Origin of the sequence: Sphingobacterium sp. SGG-5 (assembly GCF_011043525.1) — a bacterium.
In the GTDB taxonomy this organism is placed as follows: Bacteria; Bacteroidota; Bacteroidia; order Sphingobacteriales; family Sphingobacteriaceae; genus Sphingobacterium.
In genome coordinates this window covers 384,867-397,791 of sequence record NZ_JAAKGO010000005.1, presented here as the reverse complement: position 1 = coordinate 397,791, position 12,925 = coordinate 384,867, and the positions used below count along the sequence as shown (strand labels likewise).

At 41.8% G+C, this 12,925-nt stretch carries 12 protein-coding genes; 8 read left to right on the top strand and 4 right to left on the bottom strand.

The features are described from left to right. The first annotated feature begins 41 nt into the window (after window positions 1–41). Window positions 42–506 carry a MarR family winged helix-turn-helix transcriptional regulator gene (locus G5B30_RS10100; RefSeq protein ID WP_165319853.1) on the top strand — a complete coding sequence of 155 codons (465 nt, stop codon included), beginning with the start codon at window positions 42–44 and terminating at the stop codon, window positions 504–506. Here G5B30_RS10100 and G5B30_RS10095 read toward each other — a convergent pair. Both G5B30_RS10095 and G5B30_RS10090 read right to left on the bottom strand, forming a co-directional pair. After that, window positions 500–1,297: a ZIP family metal transporter gene (locus G5B30_RS10095; protein WP_165319852.1), complete on the bottom strand. Its 798-nt coding sequence runs from the start codon at window positions 1,295–1,297 to the stop codon at window positions 500–502. The two genes, G5B30_RS10100 and G5B30_RS10095, sit on opposite strands and share 7 nt — an antisense overlap. Then, window positions 1,294–1,893 carry a phosphatase PAP2 family protein gene (locus G5B30_RS10090; RefSeq protein WP_165319851.1) on the bottom strand — a complete coding sequence of 200 codons (600 nt, stop codon included), beginning with the start codon at window positions 1,891–1,893 and terminating at the stop codon, window positions 1,294–1,296. The genes G5B30_RS10095 and G5B30_RS10090 overlap by 4 nt, the downstream gene beginning before the upstream one ends. 181 nt (window positions 1,894–2,074) lie before the next feature. Between G5B30_RS10090 and glmM the strand changes: the two genes are divergently transcribed. Then, window positions 2,075–3,448, top strand: coding sequence for a phosphoglucosamine mutase (glmM, locus tag G5B30_RS10085; RefSeq protein ID WP_165319850.1), 1,374 nt, complete (start codon window positions 2,075–2,077; stop codon window positions 3,446–3,448). A 117-nt stretch (window positions 3,449–3,565) separates the two neighbouring features. Here glmM and G5B30_RS10080 read toward each other — a convergent pair whose 3' ends face one another. After that, a complete protein-coding gene (locus G5B30_RS10080; protein ID WP_165319849.1) occupies window positions 3,566–4,324 on the bottom strand; it encodes a DUF3575 domain-containing protein in 759 nt (252 codons plus the stop codon). Between the two features lie 84 nt (window positions 4,325–4,408). Then, entirely contained in the window at window positions 4,409–5,320 is a 912-nt protein-coding gene (rlmF, locus tag G5B30_RS10075; RefSeq protein ID WP_165319848.1) for a 23S rRNA (adenine(1618)-N(6))-methyltransferase RlmF, read from the bottom strand. A 170-nt stretch (window positions 5,321–5,490) separates the two neighbouring features. Here rlmF and thrS point away from each other — a divergent pair, with 170 nt between their 5' ends. From thrS to G5B30_RS17405, 6 genes are all read left to right on the top strand, one after another. Further along, window positions 5,491–7,416, top strand: a complete 1,926-nt coding sequence (gene thrS / locus G5B30_RS10070) for a threonine--tRNA ligase (protein ID WP_165319847.1) — start codon at window positions 5,491–5,493, stop codon at window positions 7,414–7,416. Window positions 7,417–7,464: 48 nt separating this feature from the next. Beyond that, window positions 7,465–7,989, top strand: a complete 525-nt coding sequence (gene infC, locus G5B30_RS10065) for a translation initiation factor IF-3 (protein WP_165319846.1) — start codon at window positions 7,465–7,467, stop codon at window positions 7,987–7,989. Window positions 7,990–8,035: 46 nt separating this feature from the next. Beyond that, on the top strand, window positions 8,036–8,236 hold the full coding sequence (gene rpmI / locus G5B30_RS10060) for a 50S ribosomal protein L35 (RefSeq protein ID WP_165319845.1): 201 nt from the start codon (window positions 8,036–8,038) through the stop codon (window positions 8,234–8,236). Between the two features lie 101 nt (window positions 8,237–8,337). Beyond that, window positions 8,338–8,682, top strand: a complete 345-nt coding sequence (gene rplT, locus G5B30_RS10055; protein ID WP_165319844.1) for a 50S ribosomal protein L20 — start codon at window positions 8,338–8,340, stop codon at window positions 8,680–8,682. Window positions 8,683–9,481: 799 nt separating this feature from the next. After that, window positions 9,482–10,549 carry a LacI family DNA-binding transcriptional regulator gene (locus G5B30_RS10050; protein WP_165319843.1) on the top strand — a complete coding sequence of 356 codons (1,068 nt, stop codon included), beginning with the start codon at window positions 9,482–9,484 and terminating at the stop codon, window positions 10,547–10,549. A gap of 165 nt (window positions 10,550–10,714) precedes the next feature. Continuing rightward, window positions 10,715–12,907: a TonB-dependent receptor gene (locus G5B30_RS17405; RefSeq protein ID WP_165319842.1), complete on the top strand. Its 2,193-nt coding sequence runs from the start codon at window positions 10,715–10,717 to the stop codon at window positions 12,905–12,907. Window positions 12,908–12,925 lie beyond the last annotated feature (18 nt).

Below are 12,925 nucleotides of genomic sequence, written 5' to 3'. Positions count from 1 at the left end.
CTTTTAGAAATAAAAACAGATAATGAATAAATAAAAAAAAGATGAACATCGAGGAGTGTATTAAGATTAAAAGTTTCACCGATCATTACCATAGAGCCACCGTTAATATTTTATATACAAACAATTGGCTGACGAAAATATTGGAACAACGTGCCAGTCGGTGTCATATTACGTTGCAACAATATAATGTCCTCCGTATTCTGAGAGGTCAGTACCCCAATTCGGCTTCCAATAGTCTGATAAAAGACCGCATGGTGAGCAGTACACCCGATATCTCTCGCTTAGTTGATCGTATTGTGCTTAAAGGTTTAATATCGCGGCAACAAAATGTGCAGGACAAGAGAGCGGTAGATTTGAAAATTACCGAAAAAGGGCTTCAGTTATTGGAAAGTCTTGAACAGGATATGATGCTGTCTAACTTATTAGGCCAAAGCCTGACAGAAGAGGAGGCGTTGACGCTTAGTCATCTTTTGGATAAGCTTAGGGGCGTGCCTGAACCTCAATGATCGTGGTTGTGGTCGTGTGTATGTTCGTGATGCTCATGTTTGTGTCCATTATCCCCATGCTCATGCGGATGCAATAAGAAGCTTGTCAGGGATACCGCAATGCCCAAAAGGACGGCAAGCATCTTCTTTCTATTGAATTTATGATGATCTGCAGATCCGGCTTCAAATAATATGGTTGTCGATATGTGTAGGAATATACCGATAACGACAGCCATCATTTTATCAAAATGTAGCGATATATCGCCAATTTGGGCATCGCTGAGCAGGTTGCTACTGATATATCCAAGTGGTGTCATCGCGGCGAAGATGAGCAGCATGAGAACAATGGCTTGCCGCTTTAGGGATGTATTGATCAAAAGACTTCCCAAAGCGAAGGCTGCTGGAATATGATGGATGGCAATACCGAAAACCAATTGAGACTGGTGACCGGACACCAAAGGCATTCCCTCCAGGAATGCATGCAAGCACAGGCTTATCATAATGCCCAACGGAAACGCCTGATGATTGGAGTGGTGTATATGGCCGTGCTCAATACCTTGGGAAAACTGCTCCAGTACAAGTTGGAAAAGAAATCCTCCGAGAATATAAAGACCGATGATTTCAGGTCTCGTATGGTCCGTATGATAGACGTGTGGTATGAGGTGTAATACCGTGATGGCAAACAGATAGGCGCCACTGAACGATAGAATGAGCTTCAGAAAAGAGGTGTTGTCTCTCTTTACAAAAAAAACGGCAAGACCACTGCTAAATGCCGATATAAATAGGATCGAGACGATTAAAAACGGAGTCATACGGGATTGGTTTCAGAATTTGTTTGGGTGGTGAAAAATTGAGGAACGGACCGCTTGAAGATCCATCCGCTCAGCAGGCCGATAATAATACCTAATACAGCACCGCATAAGATGTCAAAAGGATAATGTACGCCTACATAGATTTGTGAAATACCAATGGCCGTAGCCCACAGAATACATAACCATAAAGCATGTCTCCATTTTCTTCTAAACAGCACAATCCAAAAGAAAGCCATTGCAAAATGATTCGTTGCGTGGGAGCTCGTAAAACTGTATCCTGACCCACAGCGTACCCGAAGTGTAATATGTTCCTTAAATTCGGGATCATTACAAGGACGTAGCCTTTCGACACTTTTCTTTATCACATGGGAGGACACGGCATCGGATATCCCAAAGTTGACCAGTGTGCATAGCACAATGATAATCCCCATTTTACCGTAATGTTTAATGAAGAAGATAATAAGAAAGAGGTATAGCGGAGCCCAGGTATACGGATTGCGGAGTATAGGCAATAACCCGTCCAGAAATGACGAACTTAAACCTTGATTGATCCACAAAAATATTTCTTTGTCAATATTTACTATTTCTTGCCACATGTTTTACAAAATCAAGAATGAAAAGGCAAAATTAAAAAAAGTATGTTATTTGTATAAAATACACAAAGTTGCAACAAAGGTAGTTTTTTTCTCTGGAATTTATCAAGATGGTTTGCGATTAATTTGAAATAACTTACTTTTATCCTTTAGGATTTTGGCTTTTTAATTTTTAACTTAAAAAATGACGTTAATTAAATCAATTTCAGGGATTCGGGGAACCATTGGTGGAAGATCAGGAGAAGGTCTGACACCTATCGATGTGGTGAAATTTACTGCTGCCTTTGGTAAAATCCTGATTCAGAAAACAGGTAATAAAAAAATTGTTGTAGGACGTGATGCACGGGAGTCCGGTGCGATGGTCAATCATTTGGTACTTGGCACCTTACAGAGTATTGGGGCCGATGTTGTCGATCTTGGACTTTCTACCACACCTACAGTGGAGATTGCTGTTCCTTTGGAGGGTGCTGCAGGAGGTATCATCCTTACAGCCTCCCACAATCCCGGACAATGGAATGCCTTGAAGCTGCTCAATGATAAAGGTGAGTTTATTTCGGACAAAGAAGGCAAGGAGGTTTTGGCGCTTGGAGAGAGTCTGGATTTTGATTTTGCGGAAATACAGGATATAGGAGAAGTGCGTGTCGATGATAGCTATTTGCAGAAGCATATCGATTCCGTATTGGCGTTGGAATATGTGGATGTGGAAGCTATTCGCCGTGCGAATTTCAAAGTAGCAGTCGATGCGGTAAATAGCACTGGAGGGATATTTATCCCGGCGTTGCTGGAAGCATTGGGCGTACAGACGGTATATAAGATACATTGCGAACCCAATGGAAAGTTTCCACATAATCCTGAGCCCTTAAAGGAGCATTTGACGGATTTATCGGCTGCGGTTATCGAAAATGGTGCGGATTTGGGTATTGCTGTAGATCCAGATGTAGATCGGCTCGTGTTTATGATGGAGAACGGCGAATTGTTTGGCGAAGAATATACGTTGGTAGCTGTTGCCGATTATATCTTGCAAAATAAGAAAGGCAATACGGTGTCCAACTTATCTTCCACAAGAGCTTTACGCGATATTACGCTGAAGCATGGTGGACAATATTTCGCGGCTGCGGTAGGAGAGGTGAATGTGGTGACCAAAATGAAGGAAGTCGATGCAGTTATAGGCGGCGAGGGTAATGGTGGAGTCATTTACCCGGCATCACATTACGGTCGGGATGCCTTGGTAGGCGTGGCTATATTTTTGACACACTTGGCGAAGTTGGGTAAGAAAGCATCCGTATACCGTGCCGAATTACCTCAGTACTACATGTCAAAGAATAAAATCACATTGACGCCCGAGCTGGATATTGACCACCTGTTGGCGAAGATGCAGGAGAAATACGCCCACGAAGAGCATTCGACCATTGACGGCCTGAAGATTGATTTTGAAAACGAATGGGTACATCTCCGTAAATCAAATACCGAACCTATTATCCGTATTTATTCAGAAGGTCCGACGCAGGAGGCTGCTGAAGCGATAGCGCAACGGATTATGCAGGATATTATCCGGTAGAAAAAACGGTGTGAGATAGGAAAAAAATCGTCATTTCGACCGAAGGGAGAAATCTACGGACGTCCATAGATTTCTCCTCTCCCGATACTCGGGATCGTTCGAAATGACGGTGGTTTGTTAGAATTTATAACCAATAGACAGACCTGTACGGATACCTGCCCAAGGGCCTTTCATTTTGACTTTTATACCATCCTTATTCACATCGGCTTCTGCTTTTACAACAGGAAGATCACTAAGCTGCTCGTCCAATTGTTCTTGGATTTCAGCCACTTCATCATCTGTCAATTGTCTATTGGCCTTCCCCTTCAAAGTCCCGTTGCTGCTCCCATATCCGGGTGCGATGATTTTCCAGTCAAGCGTAATGTTTTTTCCTAAACTGAACTGCGTGCCAAAACCTAATCCAAAAGTAAATGCCTTCAGATTACCGTTGACGTCGATTTTGTCAATATCAGCCGCATCAATATCTACATTGAAGGGTACACTCGAAGTATAGTTGGCAGACTTAATGTAAGGAGCCAAATAAAATCCTCGCATTGCTCCTTTTTTACCAGTATAATAGCGGGCTTCTAAAGCGAAAGACGTTGCACCTTGCTTTGTGTTTCCTAAAGCCTCTTTTGCGTCTTCATCGTCAATAAGTGAACTCCACGAAGAAACAAAAGGAAGATTGCTTTCCGCTCGATAGCTGAACATACCTACGGCTGTGAGCTTGCCAATAAGTGCTCGCTCATACTCAAAAGCAAAAGTTTTTGCAGCTAATGGGAATAAATTCATTTTTACTGCATTTTTTGGTGCCGTAATTTCTTGGGCATTGGTTTTTAAAACTGGCATTGCACAAAGGACTGTCCCTAATGCGATGAAACATAATGTTTTTTTCATTTTTATGTTCTTTGGTTGGTATATATGTGGGACAAAAATAATAATTTTTATTACTAATGGAAATTAATTTATTATTAATATTTGTCAGCTCCAGCGCCACGCTAATATCCGGGATGTCTTGTTTCCTTGCTTCATTTCCACGACTTTAATCGAAGCTGCTTTATGATATTCCAGCACAGCACGTAGGGGCTTTAAATGGTTCTTGTCGGCGACTAAGGATGTAATCCATCCTAACTGTGCTTTAAGGTGCAGACTATCTTCAATCAGTTTCGTGATAAATGCCTGTTCCCCACCTTTACACCAGAGCTCATTATGCCGCCCTCTAAAGTTTTGCACGGTTGTGGTCTCCGTGCTTTTCTTTAGAGCTGTATATTTTTTTGTGCTGCTTTGCCAATTTTCTTCCCGCGATTTGTAGAACGGTGGATTGCAAAGGATGGCGTCATATTTATCCTTGCCGTTTAGGATACCTTCCAAAATCTTATCACTGTCGTGTTGAAAGCGCAACTGGATCTTACCTTTCAATCCCGGGTTCTTGTTAAGATTGATCTCGGCGTGATGGAAAGATGCCCGATCAGTCTCTGTTGCGGTAAATTTCCATCCGTACTCGTTTATGCCGATTATCGGATAAATCAGGCCGGCTCCTGTACCGATATCCAGTACATTGACCGCAGGTCCTGTGGGGATTGTTCCGCTGTTGACTTCTGCCAGCAGATCAGCCAGATAGTGTATGTAGTCTGCCCGGCCTGGAACAGCGGGGCAAAGGCTATTTCTGGCCAGTTCCCAATGTCGCAATCCATAGTCAGCTAATAGTAATGCTTTGTTGAGTTCGAATACGGCCTTCGGATCCGCAAAGTCAATAGTTTCATTGCCAAAATCATTGACGAAGACAAACGGTTGGAGATTAGGGCTGTTTTTTTTTAAATGGGGAAAATTATACCCTTGTTGATGTTTATTTCTCGGATGCAACTTGGATGCCGTGGTTTTGTTGTTTGCCATTCTTTTGAGTTTAGACAAAGGTACACGTTTATTTTCTTAACTGCTCAAGAATGAATACCTTTGTGCTTGAATTGTAGAAAGGGGTGTATCCGGACAGAAAACAAGGTAATTGTACACCTTGCATCGGGTGTCAACCTCAAATTTTTAATAAACTTTAAATCATTTTGTAGATGATTAACATCACGCTCCCTGACGGCTCCGTACGTCAGTATGAAAAAGGAACCACTGCCATGCAGATAGCCTTGTCTATCTCGGAAGGATTAGCCCGCAATGTATTAGCCGCAGAGGTAAATGGTGAAGTTTGGGATGCTTCCCGTGCCATCGAAGAAGATGCTACCGTAAAATTACTGACCTGGAATGACGATAAAGGCAAATCGACGTTTTGGCATTCCTCGGCTCACTTATTGGCCGAAGCGTTAGAAGCGTTATATCCCGGTATCAAGTTTGGTATCGGTCCCGCTATTGAGACTGGTTTTTATTATGATGTAGACTTCGGCGATCAAGAGTTTTCTTCCGATGAGTTTAAGAAAATCGAAGATAAAATGTTAGCGCTTGCCAAGCAAAAGGAGACTTTTGCGCGTGAGGCGGTGTCAAAACAGGATGCTTTAGCTTACTTTACAGAAAAAGGCGATGAATATAAACTGGATCTTATCAAAGATCTGGAAGATGGAAAGATAACGTTCTATACCCAAGGTAGCTTTACCGATCTATGCCGCGGGCCACATATTCCGCATACTGGCTTTATCAAAGCCATTAAGTTGACCAATGTAGCAGGTGCCTATTGGCGCGGCGATGAAACACGCAAACAGTTGACGCGTATCTACGGGGTGACTTTTCCCAAAGCTTCCGAGCTGGCAGATTATCTCAAGTTTATTGAGGAAGCGAAAAAGCGTGACCACCGCAAGTTGGGTAAGGAATTTGAATTATTCACCTTTTCAGAAAAAGTCGGCATGGGTCTACCGTTGTGGTTACCCAAAGGGGCTGCCTTACGTCAGAAGTTAATCGACTTTTTACAGCGGGCACAGATCAAGTCCGGCTACGAACCTGTAGTGACTCCTCATATTGGTCACAAGCAACTGTATGTGACATCGGGGCATTATGAAAAATATGGCGCAGATGCCTTTCAGCCGATCAAAACCCCGGTGGAAGGAGAAGAGTTTTTCCTAAAGCCGATGAACTGTCCGCATCATTGCGAAATCTATAAGACAAAGCCACGTTCCTATAAGGACCTTCCTGTTCGGTTTGCAGAATTCGGTACCGTGTACCGTTATGAGCAATCCGGCGAATTGCATGGTCTGACCCGTGTACGTGGATTTACACAAGATGATGCCCATTTATTTTGCCGCCCGGATCAAGTAAAAGAGGAGTTTAAGAAAGTCATAGACTTGGTGCTGTATGTATTTGGCGCCTTAGGTTTTGAAGATTATACGGCGCAAGTGTCACTACGTGATCCCGAAAATGGGGCAAAATATATTGGTTCCGAGGAAAATTGGGCATTGGCAGAAGCCGCTATCATCGAAGCTACAGCAGAGAAGGGACTTCCTTCCGTTATCGAGTATGGAGAAGCCGCTTTCTATGGTCCAAAGCTTGACTTTATGGTGAAGGATGCGTTGGGGCGCAAATGGCAATTGGGAACTATCCAGGTTGACTACAATCTACCGGAACGTTTTGAGTTGGAATATACGGGCAGCGATAACCAGAAACATCGCCCTGTGATGATACACCGTGCTCCATTTGGATCGTTGGAACGCTTTGTAGCAGTACTGATCGAGCATTGCGGTGGCCAGTTTCCGTTATGGCTTGCGCCAGAGCAATTTATCATCCTTCCCGTCTCGGAAAAATACGAAGAATATGCGCAAAAACTTTTGGAATCGTTAAATAATTCCGATATTCGCGGTCTAATCGATCTTCGTGACGAAAAGGTTGGTCGGAAAATACGTGACGCCGAAGTTAAAAAAATGCCTTATATGCTGATTGTAGGGGAGAAAGAAGTGGAAAATGGCACAATTTCTGTCCGTAAGCATGGAGGAGTAGACTTAGGTGTAATGGGAATGGAAGAGTTTAGAGAATTATTAATAAAAGAAATAACCGTTTAAAATTAAAAGCATTTGGCATTAAAAAGACATAGTGGTCCCAGACCACCAATGAGAAAGAAAGAACCCGAACATCGGATAAATGAACATATTCGAGTACCAGAAGTACGTCTTGTCGGCGATAACGTAGAACAAGGGGTTTATCCTACTCGAAAAGCTTTGGAATTAGCTGACGAACTGGAGCTGGATTTAGTGGAGATTTCGCCAAATGCTGTTCCGCCGGTCTGTCGGATCACGGATTATAGTAAATTTATTTACGAGCAAAAGAAAAAGCAGAAGGAAATCAAGGCGAATGCCAAGCAGACCGTAATTAAGGAGCTTCGCTTCGGTCCGAATACCAGTGAGCATGATTTTGATTTTAAATTGAAGCATGCGATCCGCTTTTTGGAAGCCGGTGAGAAGGTGCGTGCATATGTCCATTTCAAAGGACGTGCTATCGTCTTTAAAGAACAAGGAGAGATCCTATTGTTGCGTTTTGCCCAAGCTTTGGAAGATTATGGTAAGGTTGAGCTTTTTCCCAAACTGGAAGGTAAACGGATGTTTTTGACCATCGCACCGAAGACAACAAAAAAATAATTCAAAAAAGAGTATTCTAACAGATTGATATAAATAAATAAGTATTATGCCAAAAGTAAAGACCAATTCCAGTGCAAAGAAACGCTTTAAGCTAACTGGAACAGGTAAAATTGCAAGAAAGAACGCTTTTAAAAGCCACATCTTGACAAAGAAGACAACCAAGCAGAAACGTAATCTAACACAAACAAGTTATGTTTCAGATGGTGATTTGGGTAATGTGAAACGTATGTTGGCCATTGGCAAATAATACGTCTTCATAAATTAATTAACAACATTTTTTAACCGGGTATGGGGTTGTAAGATTGCTGAAAAACGTAACACCTTTTACCAAATTAAATTTTAAAAATTATGCCACGTTCGGTTAACGCAGTAGCTTCGAGAAGAAGAAGAAAAAGAATTCTGAAATTAGCAAAAGGCTATTTTGGATCACGTAGCAAAGTATATACTATTGCTAAAAATACAGTTGAAAAAGGTTTACAGTACGCTTACCGCGACCGTAAAACCAAAAAACGCGAGTTTAGAGCTTTATGGATACAACGTATCAATGCAGGTGCTCGTCAGCACGGAATTTCATATTCCCAATTGATGGGTAAGCTCAATGCGAAGAATATCGGTTTGAACCGTAAGGTTTTGGCTGACTTAGCTTATAATGAGCCTGCTGCTTTTAAAGCAGTTATCGATGCTGTAAAATAAAGTTTTAACCCTATCAATTTGTTAGATATTTAGAAAGGAACCTGGGAAGGTTCCTTTTTTAATGGGTTAATATCTCCATATATCGTTCAATCCTGCTTTTAGCTCCTTAACATTGATATGAATTGATTCTCCCTTATTCATCAAATCGTAGATCTGAACCATGGTTGCATGATATTGGCGTCTTCGGCTGCCTGTTTATAGGATTTGATATAGGCGGCTTTATTGAGTTGATTATTATTGCTGCAATAGTAGTTTCACGCACGCCGAGCCCCTCTTTTTGTGATCACTTTTTAGCTTTCGGAACATCCCTGTTTACAAAAAGGTAGTCCTTTTTCCGAAAAAGGATGTACCTTTTCAGAAAAGGTGATCACCTGTTTGCAAAAGGGATGTGCAAAATACGAATAGGTACATCCTTGTTGAAATAAAGTGATCACTTGTTTGCAAAGGGGATGTACAAAATACGAATAAGTACATTCCTGTTTGCAAGAAGGATGTACAAATTCAGAACTACGTATCACAAGTTATGATTAAGGTGTTCCCTTTTTGTAATAGGTAATACCCTCTCTGGAAAAAGGATGTACTTTTTGCAAAAAGAGAGTTGGTAGTTGCAAACAAGCACTACTTTTTTCAGAATCAGGAACACCTTTTTCAGAAATGGGTATTCCTGATTCTGAAAAAGTAATCACAAAAAGGGGTAATGTTTGATTGTGCGTTTACCCTGGACATTTTACGCTTCAGCATGGAGATTCGGAAAACTTAATGTAAATTTGGTTTTCAACTAATTATACAACAACATAAAATGGTGGACGGCAAAGAAAAAAAGAATTTTGGTATTAAAGACATTGCAAGGCTGGCGAATGTCTCCATTGCAACGGTAGATCGTGTGCTGAACAACCGGAAAGACGTGTCGGATGCTACTCGGCAAAAAATAAAAGACATTATCAAAGAGTATAATTACCAACCCAATCTGTATGCGCGCTCACTGTCGGTTAAGAATAATCTTAATTTTGCGGTGTTAATACCTAAGACTTCGTTGGAAACTGGTTACTGGCAGCTGTGTTTAGATGGTATTGAGAAGGGTATTAAAGAGTTGGAGCCTTTTGGTATACAAACGACTGTGTTTCTTTACGACCAAGAGGATGTTCGTACCTTTGTAAAGGTTTCGGAGCAAATACTTCATGGAAATTTCAACGCCGTCGTGATCGCCCCTATATTTATTAAAGAGACAGAAGACTTTGTCCGGCAATGTCATAAACGGAAACTACAGACCATATACATTAACTCTGATATCCCGAGTAAGTCTACCTTGGGTTACATCGGTCCCGATTTGAACAGTACCGGAAGGTTGGCGGGGAATCTCACCTCGTATCTGGTAAATCCAGGAGCTAAAATACTTATTTTGAACGTCGCGAAGGGTTTAGAGAATTATAAGTATCTGGACACCAAGATTGAAGGGTACAAAGAATACCTTCATCATCTGGATCGGCAGTTTGAAATCGATATTGCTGATATTCCCTATAACGTGTATGAAGAGGTAGAGCGGGAGCTGCTGAGAAAGATGAAGACGGGTAGCCCAGATGTCTTGTTTGTTACCAATTCACGCGTTTCGGTAGTAGGACAGTTCTTTTATGAGCATCCGGAAATAACCAAGCCTTATCTCATCGGGTTCGATTTTCTGGAGGCAAATGTCAATTACCTAACTAAAGGTGTCGTCGATTTTTTGATCTGCCAGCGCCCGGACAAGCAAGGTTATCTGGCATTGAACTACCTGTATAGATTTTTTCTATTAAAAGAAGACGGGGTTAATTTCAAACCGATGCCCATTGATATTATCACCATCGAGAATTATATGTTTTATGAGAATTAAAAAAAAACTAAATAAATATTTGCATTTTTAGTGTTGATATACTACTTTCGAGACATAGTTACTGGAAAACTATTTGTAAACACAATCACATATAATCGGCAAATATAGCAAATTTCTTATTTTAGTGGGAGTAGTTTTCATAAGTGTCGTTAACGTAAACGGAAAATGAAAGAACTTATTGGAGCTTTATTAATCTTTTCTTTGTCCTTGGGATATGGTCAAGAACAAAATGGATCTATATTAAAGGGGCGGATAGTGGAGAAGGATTCCAGCAACAAAGAGGTTCATTTGGAAAGGATAGGTCACCATATACCCGAAATCATCGTGACCGCGGATAAAAAGGAAGCGGTCGCTCAGGAAACAATGTTGAGTCTGAATGTTTTAGACTCCAGGCAGATTGATGAATTTAAAGTCTGGGATATAGCTGATTTGGGAGCTTTAGTGCCCAATTTGTATGCTGCCAATCCTGGGGATCTTCGCAACGTTGTGAGTATAAGGGGCATATCCACCACTTCGTACGATCCTGCAGTCGCTACTTATATTGATGGTGTAAACCAATTCAGCTTGGATTCCTATATCTCGCAATTGAATGATGTAGAGAGGATAGAGGTCCTACGGGGACCGCAGGGAACACTCTATGGCCGAAACGCCAGTGGAGGAGTAATAAATATTATTACCAAACAGCCTGATAACCAAATGAGAGGGTACATACAGATGGATTACGGCAGTTATAATTTACAGCGATATACGGCCGGCATCAAGCTTCCGTTGGTTGCGGATAAGCTGTATTTTGGAGCAGCGAATATGTTTTCGAGCCGCGACGGGTTTTTTTTCAACGAATTCACGAGCTCGTCATATGATGACGTGAAATTGAGTCAAGGGAATTATTTTTTGAAATACCAGCCTAGCGAACGATGGTCTTTGCTGTTAAATGTTAAGCATCAGCTCCAGTTGAATGATGGTGCTTTTCCACTGGTTATGGGAGTGGATGAGGCTTTTCAGAATCCGTTTAAACTCAGTCAGAACAATAACACAACAATGCGGGATCGAACCCTTAACTTTTCATTGTCAGCCCAGTATCGGCACGATAGTTTTGTAATGAATACGCAGACCTCATACCAGGAAAATTATCGTTTTTATAAAGAGTCCATTGACGGGGATTTTTCTGATTTTGATATTATATCCGTCGTCAATAATTATGGCAAGGATTGGAACCGTAATAAGGTCTGGATGCATGAGACACGTTTTTCATCGCCGGCACGCGCTGATTCTAGGACAAGATGGAATACGGGTATATATGGTTTTGTACAGGACAGCCCGGTTAAGCAGGGAACGCATTATGGGAAGGATGCCGATATGTACGGTTCGCCCATAAGCAATTTTACGGATGTAGGTATCAATAAGCTGAATAGTGCCGGGTTGGCTGGTTTTGGACAGGTGGATTACCAATTACTCCCGTCGTTGACATTGACAGCTGGACTTCGGTACGATTATGAACATAAGAAGCTGCGGATAGAAGGGCATTTTGTGCCTGATGAGGGAGAAGCGATGGTTACCCGCACAGATACTTCGGCTTCGGCCCATTATAGTAATTTTAGCCCAAAGCTGGCATTGGGATATAGGTTTTCTAACGCTCACCGTGTATACGCGATGTACAATAGAGGGTTTAGGGCCGGCGGTATTAGCCCTTTGTCATCGGATCCCTCAGAAAAAGCATTAAGTCCGTACGAATCGGAACATAGTGATAATTTCGAGATCGGAAGCAAGAATATGTTTATGGACAGAAAATTAAAGCTGAATGTTACTGTCTTCTATACCCAAATGAAAAACGGACAGATTCCGGTGCTCGTCATGCCTGAGGCGTTGACTCTGATGCGTAACAGCGGGCGGCTTACAAGCAAAGGGGCAGAGCTGGAGCTTTCGGCTATTCCCTTTAAAGGGCTTGAACTTGACGGTAGTTTTGGGTATACCGATGCAGAATATAAAGATTTGACGATAGTGGAGAACGGAGAGAACAAAGATTATAGTGGAAATAGTCCGGTTTTTACACCACGTACGACCGGTTCCTTGTTGGCCCGTTATACACACTACCTTTCTTCAGGGACAGATTCCCGGCTGGTGGGTGGAATATCATATAAAAATATCGGTACCCAATATTTTGACATGGCCAATAACATACGTCAGGATACGTATGATCTCTGGAACGCGAGGATAGCCTATCATTACAGACATATAGAGCTGGCTGTCTGGGGCGAAAATCTGGCGAACCAGCGGTATATCGATTATGCCTACGATTTTGGTGCCGTTCATTTAGGCGGACCACGGCGGTATGGGCTTACAGCAAAAGTGACTTTTTGATAATTAAAACAATATAAT